The organism is Larkinella fluvii, from assembly GCF_051857545.1.
In the GTDB taxonomy this organism is placed as follows: domain Bacteria; phylum Bacteroidota; class Bacteroidia; order Cytophagales; family Spirosomataceae; genus Larkinella.
Genome location: NZ_JBPZHB010000004.1, coordinates 317,408 through 340,230, shown reverse-complemented (window position 1 = coordinate 340,230; position 22,823 = coordinate 317,408). Strand labels below are relative to the sequence as shown.

General features: G+C 51.7%; 20 protein-coding genes and 1 other RNA gene. 6 read left to right on the top strand and 15 right to left on the bottom strand.

Going from position 1 to position 22,823, the window contains the following annotated elements; genetic code table 11:
• Positions 1-210: 210 nt before the first annotated feature.
• Complete coding sequence (locus tag ACS5NO_RS11815; RefSeq protein ID WP_439415338.1) at positions 211-762, top strand: cupin domain-containing protein; 552 nt, start codon at positions 211-213, stop codon at positions 760-762.
• A gap of 57 nt (positions 763-819) precedes the next feature.
• Here the strand turns inward: ACS5NO_RS11815 and ACS5NO_RS11810 are convergent, their stop codons facing one another.
• The 3 genes from ACS5NO_RS11810 to ACS5NO_RS11800 all read right to left on the bottom strand — a co-directional run bounded on the left by ACS5NO_RS11810 (position 820) and on the right by ACS5NO_RS11800 (position 3,246).
• Positions 820-1,812: an aldo/keto reductase gene (locus ACS5NO_RS11810; protein ID WP_439415337.1), complete on the bottom strand. Its 993-nt coding sequence runs from the start codon at positions 1,810-1,812 to the stop codon at positions 820-822.
• Between the two features lie 96 nt (positions 1,813-1,908).
• Positions 1,909-2,790 (bottom strand): 1-aminocyclopropane-1-carboxylate deaminase/D-cysteine desulfhydrase, encoded by an 882-nt coding sequence (locus ACS5NO_RS11805; protein ID WP_439415336.1) that lies wholly within the window; start codon positions 2,788-2,790, stop codon positions 1,909-1,911.
• Between the two features lie 6 nt (positions 2,791-2,796).
• Positions 2,797-3,246 carry a hypothetical protein gene (locus tag ACS5NO_RS11800; protein ID WP_439415335.1) on the bottom strand — a complete coding sequence of 150 codons (450 nt, stop codon included), beginning with the start codon at positions 3,244-3,246 and terminating at the stop codon, positions 2,797-2,799.
• A 122-nt stretch (positions 3,247-3,368) separates the two neighbouring features.
• On the opposite strand from ACS5NO_RS11800, the gene ACS5NO_RS11795 reads away from it, so the two are divergent.
• The 3 genes from ACS5NO_RS11795 (at position 3,369) to ACS5NO_RS11785 (ending at position 7,289) form a co-directional block, all read left to right on the top strand.
• On the top strand, positions 3,369-4,427 hold the full coding sequence (locus ACS5NO_RS11795) for an RluA family pseudouridine synthase (RefSeq protein ID WP_439415334.1): 1,059 nt from the start codon (positions 3,369-3,371) through the stop codon (positions 4,425-4,427).
• A 154-nt stretch (positions 4,428-4,581) separates the two neighbouring features.
• A complete protein-coding gene (locus ACS5NO_RS11790; protein ID WP_421830608.1) occupies positions 4,582-5,031 on the top strand; it encodes a GNAT family N-acetyltransferase in 450 nt (149 codons plus the stop codon).
• Positions 5,032-5,096: 65 nt separating this feature from the next.
• The gene (locus ACS5NO_RS11785) at positions 5,097-7,289 is read left to right on the top strand and encodes a transglycosylase domain-containing protein (RefSeq protein WP_439415333.1); all 2,193 of its coding nucleotides are present in this window, start codon (positions 5,097-5,099) and stop codon (positions 7,287-7,289) included.
• A gap of 20 nt (positions 7,290-7,309) precedes the next feature.
• On the opposite strand, the gene trmD is transcribed toward ACS5NO_RS11785, so the two are convergent.
• From trmD to fabG, 10 genes are all read right to left on the bottom strand, one after another.
• Positions 7,310-7,984: a tRNA (guanosine(37)-N1)-methyltransferase TrmD gene (gene trmD, locus ACS5NO_RS11780; RefSeq protein WP_439415332.1), complete on the bottom strand. Its 675-nt coding sequence runs from the start codon at positions 7,982-7,984 to the stop codon at positions 7,310-7,312.
• Entirely contained in the window at positions 7,974-8,576 is a 603-nt protein-coding gene (gene rimM / locus ACS5NO_RS11775) for a ribosome maturation factor RimM (protein ID WP_225309368.1), read from the bottom strand. Before rimM ends, trmD begins: the two co-directional genes overlap by 11 nt.
• 111 nt (positions 8,577-8,687) lie before the next feature.
• Positions 8,688-9,632 (bottom strand): 30S ribosomal protein S16, encoded by a 945-nt coding sequence (locus ACS5NO_RS11770; protein WP_439415331.1) that lies wholly within the window; start codon positions 9,630-9,632, stop codon positions 8,688-8,690.
• 74 nt (positions 9,633-9,706) lie between these two features.
• Positions 9,707-11,254, bottom strand: coding sequence for an OmpA family protein (locus tag ACS5NO_RS11765; protein ID WP_439415330.1), 1,548 nt, complete (start codon positions 11,252-11,254; stop codon positions 9,707-9,709).
• Positions 11,255-11,361: 107 nt separating this feature from the next.
• Positions 11,362-11,816: RNase P RNA component class A (gene rnpB, locus ACS5NO_RS11760), an RNA gene on the bottom strand.
• A gap of 125 nt (positions 11,817-11,941) precedes the next feature.
• Complete coding sequence (locus tag ACS5NO_RS11755) at positions 11,942-13,342, bottom strand: DUF4403 family protein (RefSeq protein WP_439415329.1); 1,401 nt, start codon at positions 13,340-13,342, stop codon at positions 11,942-11,944.
• A gap of 16 nt (positions 13,343-13,358) precedes the next feature.
• Entirely contained in the window at positions 13,359-14,372 is a 1,014-nt protein-coding gene (locus tag ACS5NO_RS11750) for a Smr/MutS family protein (RefSeq protein ID WP_439415328.1), read from the bottom strand.
• A gap of 14 nt (positions 14,373-14,386) precedes the next feature.
• Positions 14,387-15,277: a DUF2279 domain-containing protein gene (locus ACS5NO_RS11745; protein ID WP_439415327.1), complete on the bottom strand. Its 891-nt coding sequence runs from the start codon at positions 15,275-15,277 to the stop codon at positions 14,387-14,389.
• 55 nt (positions 15,278-15,332) lie between these two features.
• The gene (locus ACS5NO_RS11740) at positions 15,333-17,417 is read right to left on the bottom strand and encodes a vWA domain-containing protein (RefSeq protein WP_439415326.1); all 2,085 of its coding nucleotides are present in this window, start codon (positions 17,415-17,417) and stop codon (positions 15,333-15,335) included.
• A 105-nt stretch (positions 17,418-17,522) separates the two neighbouring features.
• Positions 17,523-18,269, bottom strand: coding sequence for a 3-oxoacyl-[acyl-carrier-protein] reductase (gene fabG / locus ACS5NO_RS11735; protein ID WP_114404832.1), 747 nt, complete (start codon positions 18,267-18,269; stop codon positions 17,523-17,525).
• Positions 18,270-18,468: 199 nt separating this feature from the next.
• Here fabG and ACS5NO_RS11730 point away from each other — a divergent pair, with 199 nt between their 5' ends.
• Positions 18,469-19,242, top strand: a complete 774-nt coding sequence (locus ACS5NO_RS11730) for a phosphatidylinositol-specific phospholipase C/glycerophosphodiester phosphodiesterase family protein (RefSeq protein WP_439415325.1) — start codon at positions 18,469-18,471, stop codon at positions 19,240-19,242.
• A 64-nt stretch (positions 19,243-19,306) separates the two neighbouring features.
• Here ACS5NO_RS11730 and ACS5NO_RS11725 read toward each other — a convergent pair whose 3' ends face one another.
• Positions 19,307-20,437, bottom strand: coding sequence for a hypothetical protein (locus tag ACS5NO_RS11725; protein ID WP_439415324.1), 1,131 nt, complete (start codon positions 20,435-20,437; stop codon positions 19,307-19,309).
• Between the two features lie 231 nt (positions 20,438-20,668).
• Here ACS5NO_RS11725 and ACS5NO_RS11720 point away from each other — a divergent pair, with 231 nt between their 5' ends.
• Positions 20,669-21,592, top strand: a complete 924-nt coding sequence (locus ACS5NO_RS11720) for an alpha/beta fold hydrolase (RefSeq protein WP_439415323.1) — start codon at positions 20,669-20,671, stop codon at positions 21,590-21,592.
• Between the two features lie 10 nt (positions 21,593-21,602).
• Here the strand turns inward: ACS5NO_RS11720 and ACS5NO_RS11715 are convergent, their stop codons facing one another.
• A complete protein-coding gene (locus ACS5NO_RS11715; RefSeq protein ID WP_439415322.1) occupies positions 21,603-22,751 on the bottom strand; it encodes a hypothetical protein in 1,149 nt (382 codons plus the stop codon).
• Positions 22,752-22,823: the final 72 nt, after the last annotated feature.

Below are 22,823 nucleotides of genomic sequence, written 5' to 3'. Positions count from 1 at the left end.
TATTCAATACTCGCTATTCAATATTCGTTATTCCATATTCGTTATTCAATATTTTAACTTTACAAATAAATTAATATCGAATAATGAATATCGAATGGCGGATATCGAAGTTGAAATAAAGTATTTGGGTGATGTTTCAACCGCTTCCTAACAATGTCTTGGTATCTGCGCACAGGCCCTGCTATCTTCGCCTGACAACAAATACACACCATGGCACATAAAGGAAAAGAAATTCGGAACCCGAAAACCGGGCAGGTCATTCAGTTTGTGCAGACACAGGCCGATACCAACGGGCAGCTTCTGGAACTGATAACGACTTATGAAGCTCACTCCAAAGAGCCCATGGCCCATTACCATCCGCATCAGGACGAATATTTTGAAGTGTTGCAGGGCGCATTAACCGTTCGTTTGGGTGGCGACCTACAGACTCTCCAGCCCGGCGACAAAATCCAGATCAGAAAAAATACCGTTCATTCCATGTGGAATGCCACCGACGACAAAACCGTCGTTGCCTGGAAAACGATTCCGGCGATGGATACAGAATATTTGCTGGAGCTAAACACCGGGCTGGCGAGTGACGGCAAAACCAATGCTGACGGGGTGCCGGGCCTTTTGCAGGTGGCTCTCATGATGAATCATTTTGACCAGGTATTCCGTCTGGCCAAACCGCCCTTTGCCGTTCAAAAAATAGTGTTTGGGCTTCTGACGCCGTTTGCGTTGCTGCTCGGCTACCGGCCTTTTTACCGAAAATACCTGAAGTAACCCAACCCTGTCAGCGCCGGGCCGTCGTACGGTCGAAGACCCTGACAGGGTTGCGCATTAAACCAAGGCGACCGCTTCCAGTTGCTGATTGATAAAAGCCATCTCTTCCGCCGTCAGCCGGACGTCGATCCCTTTGGCGTTTTGAACCGCTTGTTCGGCATTTCGGGCACCTACGAGGGCGACGGTAATGCCGGGTTGGTCGATCGTCCAGCGAATCACCAACTGACTCAGGCTCACCTGCTTCTGTTCGGCCATTGGAATGATTTTATTGAGAAAGGGCCATACACGTGCGATGTTTCCGTCTTTGAAAGCCTTGTAATTGACCCGGTGATCACCCTCGGCAAACTGATGCCCCGGTTTGATTTTGCCCGCCAGCAAACCGCGTTCCAGCGGACTGTAGGCCAGAATCGACTTCCGGTTTTCGAGGCAATACGGCACCAGTTCGGCTTCGATTTCACGCTTGACCATGCTGTAGGAAACCTGGTTTGAAGCCAGTTGCAGCGTTTTTTCGGCCTCCTTCATCTGCTCGACGCTGTAGTTGGAAACTCCGGCCTGACGGATTTTCCCCTGCTCGATCAACCGGCTCACGGCTTCCATCGTTTCCGCAATCGGAGTAGTAACATCCGGCCAGTGAATCTGGTACAGGTCAATGTAATCGGTTCCGAGTCGTTTCAGGCTGTCTTCGCATTCTTTGATGATGCTTTCCTTCGCTGCGTATTTGTACACATCGATCGGCGTTCCGTCGTTGTTTTTCGTATGAAAAGCCAGCGTTCCTTTCGCAAGATCCCACCGCATCCCGAACTTGGTCAGAATCTGCACCCGATCCCGGGGAATGTCTTTGATGGCTTCACCGACAATTTCTTCGCTCGTTCCCTGGCCGTAAACCGGGGCCGTGTCGATGGACGTAACGCCCAGATCATACGCGGCCTGAATGGCTTCGACAGCTTCCTTTCGCTCCGTCCCGCCCCACATCCAGCCGCCAACCGCCCAGGCACCAAAAGCAATGGCCGAAACCGTTACGTCCGACTCGCCCAATTTCCGATATTCCATCTGTCTATTCTGAGTTGATTGATTTTCCTTTAAAAGAGGGCTGGCTGGTGATTTTACTGGTCTTCGTTTTCACACGATCGCGCCGGAAAGTCAGTTTTATTCATCCAGCTTTTCACTTCTCCCCTGCAAACCACCGGTGTGAATCGCGACAACTTTACTGTCTGGTAAAAAGTAGTTTTTTCGGGCCAGATCGTAAATACCATACAGCATTTTTCCGGTATACACCTGCTCGATCCGCACGCCGGTTTTCTGTTCAAAGCTACGAATGAAGGTCAGTAATTCGGGGGTGGTTTTGGCGTAACCACCAAAATGGTAGTCGGTTTGCACGTTTTGGGGCCGGTTCAGGTCAGGAATGAAGCCCTTTAGGACCGAAAAGCCCAACACCTTTAAGCCATTCGGAGCCGATCGTTCCAGACCCGCCAGTGTTCCGCCCGTACCGACCGGGCAACAGATGCAGTCTGGTAAAGAATTGATTTGCTGCAAAATTTCCGGGATAATTTCCGCCGTTCCCCGCACGGCCAACGCGTTGGTGCCGCCTTCCGGCAGGTCGTAGTAGGTGCCGAAACGTTGCCGAAGATCCTGTTGAAAAACCGCATCGCTTAGGTTCCGGAACTGCTGCCGGGTGACGAAATGAAGCTGCATTCCCTGCGAACGGGCAAAGGCCAGCGTTGGGGTGTCGCGCTCCCGGTGGTCTTGCCCCCGGATGACGCCAATGGTCGAAAAACCGTATTCGCGACCGGCGGCCGCAACGGCGTATATGTGGTTGGAATAGGCCCCGCCGTAGGTTAACAGCGTTTGGTGGCCCAACCGACGCGCTTCGACGAGGTTGTGTTTCAGCTTGCGCCACTTGTTTCCCGACACCGTCGGATGTAACTCATCATCCCGCTTCAGATAGAGCTGAACGGGCACCGCTTCCGGAAATGGGTTCGGCAGAAAGTGCAGTCGGGAAAATTCAGAAACCGCCGGCAAGTCATTCACGTGCGTTTATTTCCCGTCGCCCTGTTTTTTTGCGAAAACCGATCCGGCATACCCATTATGTCCATTGATGGAATACCGCAGAACCAGGGTTTCGTCGATGAGTTCCCCCTCACCGGAAATGGTATACTTGTTGCCTAAATAGTTGGTAAAAGCCTGGTCCACAATCACCAGTTTGTTGTTTGCTACCGTCGCCTGAAGCGGTTCTTTGACCAGATTGGCCAGATTTTCGATGGTAAATGTCTTCGCTTTTTCCGGATTTTTACGGAGTGTCAACAAATAACTTTCCTTCGGATTAGCTTCCTGCACGGTAAAAACACCGCCATACTCGATTTCCGGGACGACGACGGCATCGGGTTCGCAACTGGAAAGGGTCGTCAGTGCGAAGGGCAGAATCAGGGCAATTTTCAGACAGGTAGCCCGTAAAGGCCACATGCGGGGTGGGATATACGTTTTCATTTGTATCAGGTTGCAACACGTCGTTTTCTTTACGACTACACAAAAGTAACAAGGTCACGCGATATTTTAACAAAAACCAGTGACCGTTCGCTAAAACGTCTGATTCTTGGTACTTTTGTAAGATGTTACAACCTGAGACCATGGCCCAGCAGGATGAGGAACCGGTGCTTGCTGACCCGGATGAAGACGAGCTTTACGAACATTTCCGCATCGTGGTCGATCCCGGCCAGAATCTGTTGCGAATCGACCGGTTTTTGACCGAACGATTGCCGAACGCGACCCGAACCAAAATTCAGAACGGAATTGATACGGAAGCGGTGAAGGTTAACGGCAATGCCATCAAGGCGAGTTATAAAATCAAACCGCAGGATGTCATCACGGTTTCGTTACCCCATCCGCCCCGCGACACGGATATTCTGCCGGAAAACATTCCGCTGAACATTGTTTACGAAGACGATGAAGTGCTGGTGCTGAACAAACCGGCCGGCATGGTGGTGCATCCGGCGTATAGCAACTGGACCGGTACGCTGGTGAACGCGCTGGTGTATCATTTCCAGAACTTGCCCACCTCGCGCAACGGCAGCATCCGCCCCGGTCTGGTACACCGGATCGACAAGGACACCTCGGGTTTGATGGTAATTGCCAAAACCGAATACGCCATGACCCACCTCGGTCGCCAGTTTTTTGAGCACACCATCGAGCGAACCTACAACGCCCTGGCCTGGGGTGAACTGAAAGAAAGCGAAGGCACCATTGACGGGAACATTGGCCGGAGTCTCCGCGACCGGAAAGTGCAGGCGGTTTTTCCCGACGGCAGTCAGGGCAAGCGCGCCGTAACGCACTACAAAGTTCTGAAAGCACTGCATTACGTTTCGTTGGTGGAATGCAAACTCGAAACCGGGCGAACCCACCAGATCCGGGCGCACATGCAGTACCTGGGCCATCCGCTTTTCAGCGACGCCACGTATGGCGGTGACCGCATACTGCGCGGAAATGCCAACGGTTCCTACAAATTTTTTGTTCAGAACTGTTTTGCCCTGATGCCCCGACAGGCCCTCCACGCCAAATCGCTTGGTTTCGAACATCCCCGAACCCGCGAATGGCTCCAGTTCGAGTCCGAACTACCGGATGATTTCCGGTCGGTGCTGGAGAAATGGGAAAAATACCTCGAAAACCGATGAACAGTTTACGGTTTTGGGTTTACAGTTTACGGTAGCTGACGCGTTAAACTTCGTGCATCAGGCTCCAGAAGCGAACCATACATTTTAACCCAAAACCGTAAACCGTAAACTGAAAACTGAAAACCGTAAACGATAAACTATAAACCTGGTACGAATGACCATCCGCAAAGGTACCCCCGCCGATGTTCCGCAGTTGTTTGAACTGGTTCAGGAACTGGCCCTGTACGAAAAAGCACCCCACGAAGTGACCAACACGCCTGAACAAATGTTGAAAGACGGTTTTGGCGATAACCCGCTTTTCGGGGTGCTGGTGGCCGAAATCGAAAACAAGATTGTGGCCATGTCGTTGTATTATTACCGGTATTCGACCTGGAAAGGCAAGCGGTTGTATCTGGAAGATATTATTGTCAACGAAAGCTTTCGGGGCCGGGGATTGGGCAAGGCGTTGTTCGATGCCACCATTGCAGAAGGCCGCCAAACGGATTGTACGGGCATGATGTGGCAGGTGCTCGACTGGAACGAGCCCGCCATCCAGTTTTACAAGCAATTTAACACCCGCTTCGATACCGGTTGGTGGAATTGCCACCTGGATTTTGATAAATAGCCGTAACTTCGCACCACACCATGAAAGTGCCGGAATGCCTTTTCGGACCACTTTACTAGCTTACAATGCAAGTCAATAAAAAACGTATACTGATTATTTCAGGCTGGGTGCTGCTGGGATTTGTTGTTCTGGGAGCCATTGGAGCCGGTATTATCTACACCAAACGGGAAGCGCTGCTGAAAGAAGGGCTCGCCAGAGGCATTCGGAAAGCGAAGCGGGACTATAACCTGACGGTTACCATTGGGAAAGCTCAATTTACGGGCCTGTCAACCGTAGCTTTTTCCAATGTTACTGTCGTTCCGGAGTCGCGCGATAGCCTGTTGCGGGTTGGCAAAACGGAGGTTGGGGTCAGCATTTGGCCCCTGTTGTTCGGTCGGGTGGCGGTTTCATCACTCACCCTGCAAAATGGCCTTGCCCACATCGTTCGGCGGGACAGCACCTCCAACATCGACTTCCTCCTCAAATCACAGAAAAAGGATTCGACGGCTTCGGCCCGTGATACCGAAACCAGCAGCCGACGGGTCGATCTGGCGGATGTGGCCGAAAATCTGGTCGATAACCTGCTGGCCAAGATTCCGGATAATATGGACATTCAGAATCTGGAACTCCGGCTGACCGACGACGACCGTCAACTGAGCTTTCTGACAGAAACGGCCACCATTGACGACGAAGAACTGACATCGACCATTCGGATCAACGGCAACGAGTCGGTCTGGCACCTGATGGGCACAATAGCGGCCTCAGATCAGGAGGCCAACGTGGCCCTCTTTGCCGATGGAAAACCGCTCGAATTACCGTATCTGGAACAACGCTTCAAGTTGAAATTACAGGCCGATACGCTGCGGGCCGAACTCCGCGATGTCGCCAGTTCCGGCGGTGAGTTCAAGATTGAAGGCGCTGGAGCCGTCCGAAATCTGCGCATCAATCACCCGGCCGTGGCACTGGGCGACGTGGTGGTGGAACGGGCCGCCATGGACGCCAATCTGTTTTTTGGGGAGAACTACATCGGCATCGACAGTTCCTCCACCATTTACCTCGGAAAAGCCAAAGCCCGACCGTTTATCAAATACACGGTTTCGCCCGTCAAAATCTACGACGTTCAAATCCATACCGATCCGCTCGACGCTCAGGACCTGTTCGATGCCTTTCCGCAGGGCCTGTTTGAATCGCTGGAAGGCATGAAAGTTGCCGGTAAACTGAAGTATGACGCGGTGCTTCACCTCGACAGTTCCCTCCCCGATTCGGTGCAGTTCAACTCCAGCCTCACGCCGGATCAGTTCAAGATTCTGCAATTTGGGAAGGAAGATTTTAGTCGGGTCAACAAACCGTTTGAACACGAGGTCTACGAAAAAGACAAGCTGGTACGCAAGTTCATCGTTGGCCCCGCCAACCCGGATTTTACGCCCCTCAACGCCATTTCGCCCAACCTGCGCAATGCCATTCTGACGGCGGAGGATTACAACTTCTTCACCCACAACGGTTTCAACGAAAAGGCATTCCGGGTGTCGCTGGCGACCAACTTCAAAACCAAAAAGTTCAAACGCGGAGCCAGTACTATCTCGATGCAATTTGTGAAGAATGCGTTTTTGAATCGAAACAAAACACTTTCCCGAAAAGCCGAAGAAATTTTGATCGTGTGGCTCATTGAAAACCAGCGCATTATCAGCAAAGAACGAATGTATGAAATTTACCTCAACTTCATCGAGTGGGGTCGAAACATCTACGGAATCGGAGAGGCTTCCCGGTATTATTTTGCCAAAAGTCCCTCTAATCTCGACATTGGTGAAAGCATTCTTTTATCATACGTCGTTCCTTCGCCGAAAGCGACCCTGAGCCGGTTTTACCCGGATGGGTCCGTCAGAACCTATTTGCGGGGTTATTTCAGGCTGATTGGCCGGATCATGGCTTCGCGGGGATTAACACCCTATGACACAACGGCGTATGGGTTCTACGGTGTGCGACTGCGGGAAGGATTGCGGCAGGAAGTGGCGCCGGTCGATTCCATCGAAATCGACTCATTGATGATGCCGGAAGAAGAAACGGATGAAGCCACCAACGGCATCAATGATTTTTTTCGGCGGGTTTTAGGACGCGACCGGGCCGAACCGGAAGTGGTCTCACCCGAGCAGGAGCCCGCCAAAGGTGCCGCCATTCAAACGGATTCGGTGCCCAAATCACGGCGGCAATTGCGCAAGGAACGGCGGGAGCAACGTCGGAAGGAAAAGGAAGAACAGGAAAACACCCCACCGACTCAATGAGTTGGGGGGGTGGCCCGGTTTCAGGACAGCAAGTCCGGGCGACGCAGTTTGGTTCGTTCCAGGGCTTTCTCAAACCGCCACTCGTTGATCTTCGCTTCATGGCCTGAAAGCAGGATGTCGGGCACCGTATGCCCTTCGAATTCGGCCGGGCGGGTATAAACGGGAGGAGCCAGCAAATCATCCTGAAAAGAATCCGTCAGGGCTGAGGTTTCGTCGTTCAGAACGCCGGGCAACAAGCGGATGATGGCGTCGGAAATGACCGCAGCAGGGAGTTCGCCCCCGGACAACACATAATCACCCACGCTGATTTCCTTGGTAATGAACAGTTCCCGAACGCGCTCATCGACGCCTTTGTAATGGCCACACAAAATGATCAGGTTCCGGGTCAACGAAAGCCGGTTGGCCGTTCGTTGCTCAAACCGCTCGCCGTCGGGCGTTACATAGATCACTTCATCGTAGGAACGTTCGCTTTGGAGGGTACGAATGCAGCGGGCAATCGGTTCGATGGACATTACCATTCCGGCTCCGCCCCCAAACGCATAATCGTCGACCCGCCGGTGCTTGTCGAGCGTATAATCACGCAGGTCGTGCACTGCCACTTCCACAAAACCGCCCTGCTGGGCGCGTTGCAAAATGGAATGCGCAAAGAAACTGTCCAGCAAGCGGGGCAGACAGGTTAAAATATCAATCCTCATCAAGCAATTCCTCTTCGTCGTCTTCGTTGGTTTTCTTCCCGATTTTGGCGGATGGTTCTTCGAGGTAAATATCGACCAGGCCATCCGGCAGTCGGACATGCAGGATTTTGTGCACTTTATCCGCCGAGGGGGTCAGTTCGTCGTTCACCGGAATCAGAACTTCCTTACCCTGGTAATCCATCGAAATCAAATTCTGGGGGGCTACATTGTATACGGTACGAACCGTTCCAAGATCGCCCAGTTTTTCATCCCGAACCAGAAACCCGACAATTTCGTGAAAATAAAACTGCCCTTCATCCAGTTCGTCCAGGTTGTCGAGGGGTAAAAACAAGTCACAGTTCACTAGCTTCTGTGCTTCCTCAATCGTTTCCACGCTTTCCAGAGCCACAATGCCGCGGTTGCGGTTCACCGAAATCGACTCGATGAAATAGGGAACCAGATCGCCTTTCACTTCGATCAGAACCGAATCCATTTCGGCGTAGAGTTCCGGCATATCGACATCGAGAAAGAATACCAGTTCGCCCCGTACTCCGTGCGTTTTCGTTATTTTTCCTAATTGAAAACAATCGTCTTTGGTCACGACTTCTAACATTTTGCATCCCGCCGATGATTCGGGATAGGTCTGTATAAAACAACAACTGACAGAATTCCATTTCAAGAAACAGACTTCCATCAGTTGTCAACTCAAATTTCTTACGAAATACTAAGCTTTTGCTTCACCCTCATCAGCGGGTTTTTCTTCGGCGGCTGGTGCTTCAGCAACCGGTGCATCGGCGGGAGCTTCAGTAGCAGGGGCTTCTTCAGCGGCTGGTGCTTCAGCAACAGGTGCTTCTTCAGCAGCAGGGGCTTCGGCAATGGGCTCAGCAGCAGGTGCTTCTACCGGAGCGGCTTCGGCAACGGGCTCAGCAGCAGGGGCTTCAACGGCAGCTTCCGCAACAGGTGCTTCCACTTCCGCTTCTTCAACCACTTCCGGAGCCTCAACCGCGGGCTCTTCAACCACGTTTTTCTTGGCGATCGCCAGCGCACGTGCTTCGTTTACCTTTTTCTCAGCTTCCAGACGAGCCTGCTTGGCATCGGCTTTCAGTTGAGATTTGGTGTCGGCACTGCCTTGTTTCCGGCCTTCTTTACCTTGTTTCCAGTCTTCAAACTTGGAATCGGCCTGTTCCTGCGAGATGGCGCCTTTGAGTACACCGACTTGCAGGTGTTTTTTCAACATAACGCCTTCGTGTGACAAAATTGAACGGGCGGTGTCGGTCGGTTGAGCCCCTTTCATCAGCCAATCTACGGCTCGATCACTTTTCAGGACCACGGTAGATGGATCGGTGTTCGGGTTATACGAACCGATTTTTTCAATAAAGCTACCATCACGTGGTGCTCTGGCATCGGCTATAACGATGTCGTAGATAGCCAGTTTTTTGCGTCCCCGACGCGATAAACGGATTTTAACTGCCATTTTATTGGTTTGTTTTTGGAGGGATACGGTTGGTTCACAAAAGTGAGGCCGTCCTTCAATAGAATTAGGGTGCAAAGGTACTAATTTTCTTGAAATAGAGGGAGGAAAAACAAAATGATAAATGTAAAATGCGTAATGCTGAATGTAAAAGTGTTTTGAAAGCGCCAGCCCACTTTTACATTCAACATTACGCATTTTACATTTATCATTTCTTACAAAAAACAAAACCCCGACTAAAGCCGGGGTTTTGCATACAGGGTTGTCTGTTATTATCTCGGTTCTCTTGAGTCGAACCGTTGCCCGGACTGGTACGGAGACCGGAGCATGTTCATCGGAACAATTTTGATTTCGACCCGACGGTTTCGCTGGAGGTTATCCCCGGACGTATTTGGCGCAATCGGTCGATACTCACCGTAATACTCGACCGTCACCCGACTCGGGTCTGTTAAACCGGCGCGGGTCAGATAGCGTTTGGCGGCATCCACCCGACGCTTCGAGAGTTGAATGTTGTAACCGTAGGAAGCCCGGTAATCGGCGTGTCCTACGAGAATGATGCCGCAGTTGGTTTTCAGGTTCAACAGTTCAACTACCTTCTTCATGATGTCCTGCGAAGCCGGCCGAATCGTGGCTTTGTCGGTATCGAATTCGATATTACTGAACAACGCTTCGCATTCCGGAGCAAATTTGCCGCGCAGGATCGAGCTGATGATGCTGTCCAGGTTCATGGCAACACCGGCACCGGAAACGATACTACCGGCTGGCGTAGCGGGTTCTTTGTCAAAAAGGTCAGCAACACCGTCATTGTCCGTGTCCGTATACAAACGAGGATCGACGGGTTTAGGCATGTTGGCTTTGGCAATCGAATCAGCGTCGTTCATGGTTGGGTTGTAAGGCTCTTTCAGCAGATCTTTTGGATCAGCCCAACGCAGGTGGTAGCGACCTTTCGCGGGGTCATATACGCCATCTTTTCCAACCCGAACGGCATCTTTACCAATCTTGTAGGTCAGCGACAGGCCCAGCCCAGCCCACTTGTCCAAACCGGAATCACCCCGTCTCCAGCCGTATACATTCGCGGCTTTCGAGTTGTCAACACCGCCAACGGTCATATCCAGTTTCTCGGTATTGACCATATACAGCGTGGCATCGATCCCAAGGTCCAGACGCGACGTCAGTTCATAATGCAGGGCCGACCCCAGTGGGAAAACGAACTCACGGGTATAAACGGAACCGTCACTTTCCCATTTTCCCTGGGTGACCGAACTGTAGTCACGCCGGTCGTTGCTATACCGGATCATTTCGCCCGTGGTCAGGTCATACACTCGGGTGTCGAACCACATCAAACCGGCCCCGGCGTGCAGATCCCACTTCCAGCGTTTCAGCTTACGGGTTCCAAACAGGAGTGATTTCATGTTGACGTTGGCGTTCAGTGTTCCCTGCAGGAAATTTGAACGGAACGAAGCATTGTAGAGTGCCTGTTTCGAACCCCGCAGCGAACCGATGTGAAAATCGGCAGAGGCCCCAAAAAGATGGCTAAGCTGTTTGTTGATCGATACGCCAAGCGCACCGGTGGTTTTGGTGTTGGGCCCTTTTTGCGGGAATCCTTTGTAAAAACCGTAATTGTCCAGGTCGCCAAAGAAACGGGTGAGCGCAGGTGTGACGGTCACTGACCAGGTATTCATTTTGTAGTCGCCTTCGTAGGATCGATTACGGTTCGATGTTCCGGCCGAGGAACGGGTGGTGGTGTCAGTTTGGGCATACCCGACAGCCTGCGTCAGTAACAGAAGCGTCAGAGAAGCGAAAATGGAAATTTTCTTCATGAGAACTCAGGTTTAATTCATAAGCCTTTAACGTAGAACAATCGCTCGGCAAGCCGGCGCTACGGCGGACCGTTTAAAAACTACTCTTTTCATTCGTCGGCAACTTTCCGCGAAGTAAATCTATAAGCCGGATTCTGTCTCCAATCAGATTGCCGAAACAACCCTGTTCGGGTTCTTATCATTTATCTCGATTCCGGATCACTCCGAAACTCCATCGATCTACCCGCATCAGCATCATTTCGACCGGGGTCGAAACTACGGGAACGAGTCGCCCCCCTTCTGATGCCTATTTGATCTTTCAGCCCATAAGGTTTACCCTGCCCCGGCTGTCACCAGCCGGGCGGTGGGCTCTTACCCCACCTTTTCACCCTTACCGTCGCTCCGTTTAGAAACTAAACACAGCACCGGCGGTTCGTTTTCTGTGGCACTTTCTGTCAAATGGCCGTCAGCGCGAGCGCCTTCCACCACCTGCCTTCCCGTTAGGAAGTATGGTACTCTATGCTGTCCGGACTTTCCTCCCCGGTTCGGTAAACCGTTCCGGAGCGATAAGACAATTTACCTCGCGTTGGTTGCCATTCCGTGATTACCGCAAATCTATAAATACTTAGGTTCTTTAAAAACCTGGTATCGAAAAACTGCAAATTTTTCGAGCCTATTGCCAAAAAAGATGCATCAATCCGGGTTTAACTATAATCCTTCGACCTTCAAACTGATTCGACCGGACGCATATACGACCGCCAGCATTGACTCCTGTGTCAAGTAAACCTGATCCGGCGATACTTGTTCGAGCTTCCCGTTGATAATAACTCCCTTTGTGATTTGATTGTTCGTTAATCGCGCCTGAAGCGACTTTCTGGCTTCATCAATCTGGTTGCCGACCGGAATCGTCAGTTGTTTTTCCAACGTGCGTGCAAAGCTACCCTGTAATAACCAACTCGCCGTTTTATACAGGATATTTTTTGTATCCAGGTCATAATGCAGGTCCCGCAACGAGATGGTTCGGGTCTGCTGGTCGTAAAAAGGCTGTCCCCGCAGGTAGATAGCACCGTTGATGCTGCCTTCCAGCGTGGCCTTGATGATCAGGTTGTTGTTCTGTCCGTATAAATCGATGCCCCGAATGGCAATCTGGTAACGCCCGTCGCGAAATTCGTAGGATTGGCCCACAAATTCTTCCGAGACCACCCTGGCCGCTTCGGCGTAGGTCGCTTCGCTGAGCAAACCGATGCGAAACTGATCGGGTATTTCTTTTGAGACGATTAATTCCGGAATAGTAACCGCCGGGCGGACATCAGGTTTGGCTCCGGTCTGGGTTAAGGTAAAGCCTTCAATGCCAATCGTCGACCGGATGGCTCCTTTTTCGAACCGAAAGGGGGTGATCAGAATGCGTTTGGGTACTACCAGCAACCAGGTGCGGTATTTTTCGGAAACCAGGTAGGGCTGGCGGATGGTGTTCCAGGCCGTCAGCACCGGTGTCCGCAGATCGATTTGCTTGTGGATCTGTTCATCGAGGGCTTTGGTGATCTTGCCCAGATTTTTGTCGATGAGCCGTCCCACAATGCTGGTTACCGGAACGTCGAAACCCGCAATTTTTAAGGCCGGTTTTTTCACCCAGTCGTAACCCTGCGCGGTGGTCTGGGTACTGGCGGTCCAGTCTTTGTCGATGGAAAACCGGGTAGCAAATTTGAGGTTCAGTTCGAATTCCGTTTCCTGGTATTTCGTGAAGCCCAGCACGGACATCCCGGCCTTCGCCCATATTTTCAGCGGAACCTGAAAGAAAAAGAGGCTGTCCTGCGCTGTCACCTGAATGGGTTCCCGCTTCCAGACTTTGGTCATAAACTGATCGTCATCGTTGTCAGTCAGGCTGTTGTCTTCATAAATCAGGCCGTTTACCTGACTGTTGATCTGCCGCTCGACGTCGGTCAGCGCAATGGATACAGGAATATTTACAGTCGATAAAAACTTGTCGTTCTGTACCTCCATTTTGGTTACCGAATAGGCGGCTTTCGGCGCCTTCGGATTTGTCGTAGCGGTGTGTTTGCAAGCCTGTACTGCCAGAAAAACCAGCAATAGACTCAGGAATCGGGTCAATGTAGTAAAAATAATTTTATTTAATCTTAACCTTGGTCGCACCGTAGCCAAATTTTTCCTTCTGAGCATCTTCAAAATAAGCTACGCCGGGGTATTTGCCCAGCCGCCGGTGGAGTTCGTTTCGCAGAACACCATTGCCAACCCCGTGAATAAACGTAATGTCGTCCATGCCGCTGGCAATCGCTTTTTCCAGGTTTTTCTCGAACTCCTGAAGCTGTACTTCCAGCAACTCGGCATTGGTTCGGCTCCCGAATCCGTTGGGCAGGAGCTTATCAATGTGCAGGTCGATGATCGACGACGGCCTTACCAACTTAGCCGGTTCTTTGACTGACAGTTCCTTTTTCCCGGTATTGCCCATCAAGCTTTCACGCAGGGCCGTGGCATCCAGCGGTTTGGCAGCTTCCTTCGAAACCGGTTTTTCCTCCTCCTCCTCTTCCACATCGAGTTGAAAAACATGACCCGTCTGGTTCAACACCGGAATCGGGCCGCTATTGGCCTGAAACGACTGCGTTCGGCACTTGAGTCGTCGGATCAATGGTTCGCGTAACGAAACGGCACCGCGCCGGTGCCAAAGAGCCTGAACCAAAAAAGTCGGCCAGTTTTCGAAGGTGGCCAGCGCATACGGCTGGCCCAGTTTAAAAAAGGAGCGTGCTTTCAGTACTTCCGCACAGAGACCCGAATAGCGGTTTTCGCGTTCTTCACCGATGGAAAATGGCAAATCCCAGTCGGTATTGTTCACCAGGTAGGCAACGACTATTTTCAGGTTACCGGGGCCGTTTTGCGGAACAAAAGCCAGGTAAATGCCTGCACTGCTGATAATTTCGGGTTTCGCCGATTTTTGGGCTTCAATACCGGGAGCGGACTGAAACCGCGTTGATTCCAGCGCCGACACCACCACGATCTCCGACCGCAAAACCGGAATTCGAAAACCGTCTTCAATTTCAATTTCTACCTGATTGCCGGGCAGGAAGCGCGTAACGACCCCCTGTTCCTTCGCCCGCAACATGCGCACTTTGTCACCAATATTCATAGTTAATTACTCTACTAAAAGTATAACGCATGAAACTGAAAACCGTTCCGACCATTGTATTCCAGCGCCGGTGCGGGCATTTTCAGCGTATTCAACAAAAAGAACAACGTCTTTAAGCCTTTTTTTCGGGTGGGTATCCGGGTAAAATCAATGTCCAGCGACAGGTAATACTGCCGGTAAGGCCGGTACCCAAGCTCGATGCTCTTCGATGTTTCGGCCGCGACCATATCCTGAATTCCATACCCTACGGCAATATTCAGCCATTTGGGCAATTTTGAATCCCGCCGGGCAAAGGTCGACGGATTAATCGATAACCAATACGTTTGCCCGTTATAATCTTTTAGCCACCGCTCATTCCAGCTACTGCCCAGCAAGTTCGGGCGCACTTTTGCCAGCGCGGTGTTGTGAAACGAAAATTTCGGCTGAATCCGCAGTTCACCCCAGGTCAGGTATTGTCCCGTATACAACGCGGGGCCTGCCATATTGGCAATCATGTCCCCCACCGAAAAACCGTATTCGGGCGAAAAACCGTCCAGGATTTCGATGGGCGTTTGGAAGACCAGACCGGTAATCCCGGCATAAATGGCCGCTTTCCGATCCGACAAACCCGCCCAGCGATACGCCTGCGCCGAAACCCGGGCTATCTGATACGCCGTCACCATGTGGCCCACCTTGTCGATTTGCAGCCACTCCCGGTTGTCGTTAAAAAAATGAAAATTAGTCAATGGGTTGTCATACCACGCCCGGCTCAGGCCGTAAATGGTACTCCCGTAGACGACGGTTTCGGCAATGAGCAAATTCCGGAGCCGGCAGCGGTAGCAGGGTTCAGCCGCCCGGCTGGTCGTGTCCTGCGCAAAAGACGGGGCAACGGCAGCAGGAAGCAGTGAAAAAAAAACAATCGCCATCCACAGTCGTCGCCTTCTTCCGCTCCTGTCGTCGCTCTCTTCTGCTTCACACTTTCTAATACGCTCCATGATATTTGCGCAGTCCCCACTCGGCACTGATCAGAATGACAATCAGGAAAAACAACCAGCGTAAATTGATGAGTTCGTTCAATTCTTCATTGCTGCTCAGCCGTCCGGGTGGTTTGTTTTTTACCAGATCGTCCGCCAGCGATGCCAGCGTCGATGCATTGTAGAAACGGCCCCCGGTCTGCTGTGCCAACTGCCGAAGCATCATGTGGTCGGCGGTGGTGTTGATGGCTTCAAACTGCTGTTCGCGCACGATGAATTCGCCACTGGCGGTTTCCGTCCGGCCGTTGAGTGAGGCCGTGGCCCGGAAGCGATACACACCTTCCGGCAAACTGCTCACCTCAAACCGGGAATTGCTGGCCGTTGGCGTATAATTAAAACTGCGCGGAACCGCCCGCTCGTTGGTGATTTCCAGCCGAACCGGCCGGTCGAACAGTTTTTCGTAAATGTCGTTGTACATCTCGGTTTCGAACGTCACTTTCTCACCCGCCAGAAATTCGTTGCGAATCGGATACACCCGCAGTTTCCGGCGGTCTTCCTTGATCGAAACCAATTGCATTACTTTCTGGATCAGCTCGTCCACCACAGCCTGATTATCGGTGAGGGCAAACTCTTCGAGACGCCATTCCCAAAACCCCTCCCCCGCCAAAACAGCGGCTTTGCGTGGTGTCGTGATGTTGATGGCCAGCAACGGTTTGCTCGTGCGAACACTTCCGACCTGTTGCCACAGCACCACCTCGCTCCCCGGCGACAGTTTGTAGTCGCCGAACGGAACCAGCATGGGCGGCAGACGATCCAGCAGAGTCAGTTTCTGCGCATCCAGGTTCAGTTGACGAAAATCAGGATTAAACCTTCCGGTTACTTTGTCGGTCTGGCCACCACCCGCCACCACCTGAACCACCGGATTCAGGCCATTGAACGATTGCAGGCCCGACTGAGTCCCCAGGATGAATAACAGGGGTGTATTTTTCTGCATGACGCGCTGCACCACGGCAGCACCGGCGTTCTGGTTATCCGGCAATTGGTGAAGAATCACCAAATCGTAGACCTTGTCCGGAATCTCAGCGGTTCCGCCGTTCAGAATGCGAATGTCGAGCTCGTAATTCTGATTTTTCTCGATAATACTGCGCAACGCTTTCACGTCCGGGTGTGGACTCAGGGCCAGCAACAGAATTTTCTCCTTACCGTCGATGATGTCGATATACACATCCCGGCGGTTGTTGCGGGGGGTAAATTCACCGTCCTGGGGCAACACTTCGACCACATAGTGCTGCATACCCTTCTGGTTCGAAAATGCCTGAAAAGTTAGTTGCTGAAAGGTTTCGGCCTGGCTGAAGTTGACGGTTTGCCGACTCAGTTCTTTGCCGTTCTGCCGCAACACCACGGTTCCGCTGCGTCCCTGAAAACCGTAGCTGACCACATCGGCCTGAATCGGGAACTGGTTGCCGAGGTAGGCGATTTTATTGGCAACGGCGTCTTTCAGTTGAACATCGCGCTTCGGAATGGTGTCGCCCACGCCCACGGTGTGCAGGGCAAAGTTATACCGCCCGAACGTTGGCGAAAGCCCCTGGTTGGCAATACCGTCCGAAATCAGCACCACGTCGGTCAGGTTCCGGCCTTCGTAGGCATTTCGAATGCCGCCCAGCAGGTTCGACAAGTCGGTGGTCCGCTGGTTGAATGGAATCGTTTTCAGGTCACCGGTTACCAGGCTATCGCCCAGTGTTTGCACCGACACGTCGATGTCGTCGCTTGTCAGCCGCTCGCGCAGTTGGTTGGCGGCTTCAAGGGCGCGGTCGAGTTGGGGCCTGCCGCCCACCATCATCGACTCCGAATTATCAATCGCCAGCACCACTTTCGGTTTTTCGGTGATGGTCTGCGTACTGCGAATCAGCGGATTGAGCAGCAGAAAACACACGGTGCTGACCACCAGAAACCGAAACGCGGCCAGCGAGAGATTCATCCGCTGACTCCATCCGGAATTCCGCTGGTACAACGCAAACGCATAGGCCGCCCCCACCGCCAGACACAGCAGCAACCACCAGGGAGACGATTGAAAATAAAGTTCGGAGCGCATCTTTCAGTTAAGAGTTAAGAGTTAAAAGTTAAGAGTTAAATAATATGTCAGTCAACCATTTGGGCGACCAACTCTTCATTCTTAACTCATAACTCTTAACTAATTTTAGGTTAGCATTCCCCCGTCCACCTGCAGCACCTGTCCGGTGATGTAGCGGGACAAGTCGGAGGCCAGGAAAACGGCGCAGTCAGCGACTTCTTCCGGTTGTCCACCGCGCCGGAGCGGGATCGACTGCTTCCATTCTTCTACGGCTTTCTCGTTGATTTCGCCGGTCATTTCGGTTTCGATAAAACCGGGCGCAATGGCATTCGAACGAATGTTGCGGGAGCCCAGTTCCAGCGCGACCGACTTGGTAAATCCGATAATTCCGGCTTTGGATGCGGCATAATTGGCCTGCCCGGCATTGCCCCGAATTCCGACCACGGAAGTCAGGTTGATGATGGAGCCTTTTTTGGCTTTCATCATCGGTTTGATCACGGCTTTGGTCAGGTTAAAGACCGACTTCAGATTAACGTTGATAACGACATCCCATTGTTCTTCGCTCATCCGCATCAGCAGGCCGTCGCGGGTGATACCGGCATTGTTGACCACGGCATCAATGGTGCCAAAATCGGCGATGATCTGGTTTGCCAGTTCTTCGGCGGCTTTGTAATCCGAAGCATCGGAACGATACCCCTTTACCCTAACCCCAAAGGCCGCCAGTTCGGCTTCCAGCGCCTGCCCTTTTTCAACGCTGGAGAGGTACGTAAATGCGATATCGGCACCCTCCTGGGCAAAACGAATGGCAATGGCCCGACCGATGCCCCGGGAGGCTCCGGTTATCAATGCAACTTTTCCTTGAAGTAAACTCATGGAGTAAAATGTAAGTAACGAGGCTTTGTAAGATTGGCCGCAAAAATAGTAGTATATATTCGATCATCCGACTACTTTTGCCCGAAACGTTGCAAAGAGTCGCATACAGCGATGTATTTTCCACTGCAAACCGGAAAGAAAATCCAATTTCTGTTGCGAAACGGATCCCTGTCCCTTCACCGAACATTCTCTCATCATTATGGCAAGGTTTATATGTATCTGTTTGATCGTTTGTTGGAGTCAATGGAGTGTTGCCCAGAAAGTTCACGCCCACAACGATTACGAAAAACCGGAGCCGCTAACGGCCGCAATCCGCAGTCAGGCCGGTTCCATTGAGGCCGACGTTTTTCTGGTTGACGGTAAGTTAATGGTTGCCCACGATAAATCCCAAATTCAGCCGGGCCGAACGCTGGATTCGCTCTATTTAAAGCCCATTGCTACCTTGTTCGGGCAAAATAAAAGCCGCCAGTCGGCGAATGGATCGGTGAGCAAAGACCGGAAATACACGTTTCAGTTACTGGTCGATCTGAAGGACAATGGCGAGAAAGCCCTTGAGGAGTTGCAGAAAGCCGTGGCGCCTTACCGCACTTGCTTCGACCGGGCCATGAATCCGATGGCCATTCAACTGGTGGTCAGCGGCAGTCGTCCACCCATCGCCAACTGGATCGACTACCCTGCCTACATCCTGTTCGACGGACGGCCCAGTGAGTTATACGACGATGAAACGATCAAACACGTCGCCCTTTTCAGCGATACCTTTCAAACCTATTCCCGCTGGAACGGCGAAGGCGAAATGCCGGAAAAAGACCGGGAAACACTAAAACGGTTTATCAAACGGGCGCACGCTCAGGACAAACCGATCCGGTTTTGGGCTGCTCCCGATAACCCCAATACCTGGAAACAACTGGCCAAAATCGGTGTCGATTACATCAACACCGACAAAGTGGAGGAGTGTGCTAAGACGTTGAAATAAACGATCACCAGAGAATAGCAGCAAAAAACCGGTCAAGCCCCGGCATCTTGACCGGTTTTTTATTTCAATCAAAAACGTAATTGATGGAAAAGCCCGGTTGCAGCGTTGCCGATGCTCCACCCGTCCATTGGTCAATGTTCTGGTCTTTCGGGTAAAAACTGCGATCAAAGTAAATCCGGCCCAGCGTAGCTTCCACAATAAACCGATCACCCAAAAGATAAGCCAAACCGGCACCTACTGCCAGGCCCGCCTTTTGGACGGAACCGTATCCGTCGTCCGGTTTGTTTCCAGAAATTTGGTAACTTAAATCGCCCGCAACGAAAGGCCTTAGCCGGTTATCAGAAATGTATTTTTTCAGATAAGGGTTGAGTCCATAAGAAAACCCTGACCTCTCCTCCTGCCATCGGGCAACAATTGGAATCGAAACACCGAGTAAAAGATTCTTTTTAACAAACCATCCGACCGAAGGAGCGATCGAAAACTCCGTTGTTCGTTGTCCTTCCGGATAGGCTATGCCAGGCTTGGTGCTCTGGGTGAAGAATCCGAGTTGTCCCCCTAATACCCAACGCCCCTTTGCCATTTGAGGAGCCTCGTATACATCTGGCCCATTCCTGGTCACACCAGTCAGAATGGCTAGACCAAGTCCAAAGCTGCTAAAATGAAGCGGAAATGAATTTGAACTGGCTGAAGCCTCCAGCCCAATCCGGTCGGTGAGGTAATAAGCTGCTCCTACCTGCGCGTATGGCTGAATGAAAAAGGAATTTTCATCCGATCGATTTGTAACAGCAGCGTTGTAATGAACGATTCCGTAATTAACCGATAAGCCGCCCCCCGCAAACACGCGCCACTGATCCTTGCCCCAATACCGTCTTATAAAGCCAGACAGGCCCGTTCCAACCGTTGTGGATTTGTACGAATTTTGTTGATTAGGCTCCGGGACTTTCTGATTGATGGTGTTCAGTGAAACCGTTAGCCCACCACCGGCTAACCAGTTATCCTTAAAAAACACCCCCCGATTGAAGGAAAACGTATTGACAGAGCTTTGGTACTGATTCTCAAATGCGCTCCGATTTTGCTTAAATGAAGTGTAAGTCAGTGACGCATTGCCCGACCAAAACCCCTGGCCCTTTTCCGTTTGTCCTACCGCGAGTGCGGAAATCAAACACAAACTGGCTATCAGTACATACTTTTTCATGTTGCTGTGGTTTATCCGGAAAAGATAAAGGGATTCACTGACATATGTGTAAAATTGCTTCGTTAAAAATAGTTAAGATCACTTTGACAGAATTTTTACTTGATTTCTACCCGGTATCCACCCGACTTGGCCAGTTGTCAACCCATAGCTACCCGTTATTCATTGGTTTTAAATTCTTCGGCCACGGAGCACTATTTTTGTTCATTGAGGCACATTCTATCCCGAGTTAATATGCAACCACCCCGCCGATCAACGTTTAAAAACCCAGCCGAAGCCACTTTTTTTCTGGAAGACTGGAACCAGCAGGTGGAAGCCCTGAACGGGTTTAGGTACGAGCGGATTACGGTTTCCACGTCGTTCGGCAACACCCGGATTTGGGCGGCCAATACGCATTTGCAGGACGCACCGACGATGGTCTTTTTTCCGGGTGCCCGGACCTGCGGCCTGTTCTGGGATCTGGACAATGCGTTGCAGCCTTTCCGCGAATCGTACCGGTATTTTCTGGTTGATGTCAATGGACAGCCCAGCCTGAGCGATGGGCAAAGTCCCGGCGTGAAATCGAACGACTATGGGATGTGGGCCACCGAACTGCTCGACGGACTGGGTTTGAAGACAACGATCCTGGCGGGCGCTTCACTCGGCGGACTGATCTGTCTAAGGCTCTGCCTGGAATCGCCGGAACGGGTCAACAAGGCCATTCTGATCAATCCGGCAGGTATTCAGTCCTTTTCGTCCTCAATCCGAAATCTCTACTACAACCTGCTGCCGATGGTGTTTCCGACACCGGGTAATTTGAACACGTTTCTGGATAAGGCCATTTTCTGTCCTCCAAACCACACGGTTCCGCCCGCTTATCGACAACTTGTCAGCGATTACCTCTTGTATGCACTGGTGAACCACCGGTTTCGGGGCGACTATCCGGCTCCCCTCAGGAAAGAAGAGTTGCATCGAATCACCACGGACATTTACCTGATTCTGGGCGAAAACGACCCGCTCTTCCCGCCCGACGAAACCATTCGGCTGGCCGAAGAGCACATTCTGACGCTACAGTGTAGCCAGATTTTACGCCAAACCGGCCACGGTATCGAAACATCCAAAGAAGCGATTGATCTGTTGTATCAACTGGTGAGTAAAACCGTATGCAACTCCTTATAGAAGCCGGTTTCTAAAAAACGTACTGAACCGTAAAAGCCGGTGAGGTGGTCACCTGCAACCCCTGCAGCCACAGCCCGTTTTTCAACTCATTGTTCTGGGTCTGCTTGCTGACATTGAGGTTTAACAGGTTGGCTTCCGCAATGAAATTCTGCCCGATCAGGTAAGCTAACCCGGCATTGAGTGTTCCCCCGGCGGTGTGGTTAATTTGTTCTTTCGGAAACGGGTCCTGCTTAAAGGAGTAAGCGGAATACGTGAACGTCGCTCCGACATACGGACGAAGCCGGGTGTTGGACAGGTAGGCCCGAACGTACGGTGCAAAACCCAGGCTGGTTTCGCTGGTGGAGTTGGCACCCTGGTTCTTGCTCCAGGTGATCGGAACCGAAAGACCTACTAAAAAATTATTGGCGACAAAAAAACCGAATGCCGGAGCGGCAATCAGGCTCTGGGATTCAAAAGTCCGAAGGTTTACGTCTTCTTTTGATCCCGAAAAAACCACACTCGCCCCGACCGTAAACCGCCCGGCGCGGGCCTGGGAGCCAACCGTTGGAGGTGTTGCCGCCTGAATGTCCCGCTCCGACCGCGTCCGACCAGTCATGTAAATCAATCCCGCTGTTAATCCACTAAACGTGAAAGGGAAAATAGTGCTGTTGGTCGAAACTTCCATTCCCCAGCGGCCATCCAGAAAATAGACGCCCCCGATCTGGGTGAAGGGCGAAACCTGGTAGGTATTTGTGCGGTTTTCGCTCCGGATGCTTGTTGAGGCATCATACACTTCCTGGCGGTACTGATCAAGACTGCCGCCGATGCCGCCCCCGGCATAGATTCGCCAGTTGTTGGCGCCCCAGTATTTTCGAACAAAAGCCGACAGGCCGCCCCTCGTGTACTGTTGGTTAAGCGGAATGGTATTAGCATTCACCTGTTTGTAATGGGAGCCACTGACAGCCAGCCCCAGCATCCAGTTGTTTTGCAGAAAAACGCCGTGGTTGATGGAAAAATTGAGTTGAGGACTACGCCGGGTGTAACCGTTAGGATATTCTCCTGCCAGTTGGGTGGTATTGATTTGCAGATTACCGCTCCAGAGAGCCCGGCCCGGTTCCGTTTGGGCAAACGATAGTTGGACGAAAAAAAGGCAAAAAGACAGCGTAGCCGTGAGTTTCATAAGAAGTTGAGTTACGGAAAGAATAGAGCAATAATAATACCGGTTCAACATTCCCAAACCAATCCGCTGCAA

What these genes read in the sequence shown, in the direction of transcription:
- ACS5NO_RS11815 (WP_439415338.1), top strand. Translation starts at nt 211, where the DNA reads ATGGCACATAAAGGAAAAGAAATTCGGAACCCGAAAACCGGGCAGGTC.
- ACS5NO_RS11810 (WP_439415337.1), bottom strand. Translation starts at nt 1,812, where the DNA reads ATGGAATATCGGAAATTGGGCGAGTCGGACGTAACGGTTTCGGCCATT.
- ACS5NO_RS11800 (WP_439415335.1), bottom strand. Translation starts at nt 3,246, where the DNA reads ATGAAAACGTATATCCCACCCCGCATGTGGCCTTTACGGGCTACCTGT.
- ACS5NO_RS11795 (WP_439415334.1), top strand. Translation starts at nt 3,369, where the DNA reads ATGTTACAACCTGAGACCATGGCCCAGCAGGATGAGGAACCGGTGCTT.
- ACS5NO_RS11790 (WP_421830608.1), top strand. Translation starts at nt 4,582, where the DNA reads ATGACCATCCGCAAAGGTACCCCCGCCGATGTTCCGCAGTTGTTTGAA.
- ACS5NO_RS11785 (WP_439415333.1), top strand. Translation starts at nt 5,097, where the DNA reads ATGCAAGTCAATAAAAAACGTATACTGATTATTTCAGGCTGGGTGCTG.
- trmD (WP_439415332.1), bottom strand. Translation starts at nt 7,984, where the DNA reads ATGAGGATTGATATTTTAACCTGTCTGCCCCGCTTGCTGGACAGTTTC.
- rimM (WP_225309368.1), bottom strand. Translation starts at nt 8,576, where the DNA reads ATGTTAGAAGTCGTGACCAAAGACGATTGTTTTCAATTAGGAAAAATA.
- ACS5NO_RS11770 (WP_439415331.1), bottom strand. Translation starts at nt 9,632, where the DNA reads ATGCGTAATGTTGAATGTAAAAGTGGGCTGGCGCTTTCAAAACACTTT.
- ACS5NO_RS11765 (WP_439415330.1), bottom strand. Translation starts at nt 11,254, where the DNA reads ATGAAGAAAATTTCCATTTTCGCTTCTCTGACGCTTCTGTTACTGACG.
- ACS5NO_RS11750 (WP_439415328.1), bottom strand. Translation starts at nt 14,372, where the DNA reads ATGAATATTGGTGACAAAGTGCGCATGTTGCGGGCGAAGGAACAGGGG.
- ACS5NO_RS11745 (WP_439415327.1), bottom strand. Translation starts at nt 15,277, where the DNA reads ATGGCGATTGTTTTTTTTTCACTGCTTCCTGCTGCCGTTGCCCCGTCT.
- ACS5NO_RS11740 (WP_439415326.1), bottom strand. Translation starts at nt 17,417, where the DNA reads ATGCGCTCCGAACTTTATTTTCAATCGTCTCCCTGGTGGTTGCTGCTG.
- fabG (WP_114404832.1), bottom strand. Translation starts at nt 18,269, where the DNA reads ATGAGTTTACTTCAAGGAAAAGTTGCATTGATAACCGGAGCCTCCCGG.
- ACS5NO_RS11730 (WP_439415325.1), top strand. Translation starts at nt 18,469, where the DNA reads ATGGCAAGGTTTATATGTATCTGTTTGATCGTTTGTTGGAGTCAATGG.
- ACS5NO_RS11725 (WP_439415324.1), bottom strand. Translation starts at nt 20,437, where the DNA reads ATGAAAAAGTATGTACTGATAGCCAGTTTGTGTTTGATTTCCGCACTC.
- ACS5NO_RS11720 (WP_439415323.1), top strand. Translation starts at nt 20,669, where the DNA reads ATGCAACCACCCCGCCGATCAACGTTTAAAAACCCAGCCGAAGCCACT.
- ACS5NO_RS11715 (WP_439415322.1), bottom strand. Translation starts at nt 22,751, where the DNA reads ATGAAACTCACGGCTACGCTGTCTTTTTGCCTTTTTTTCGTCCAACTA.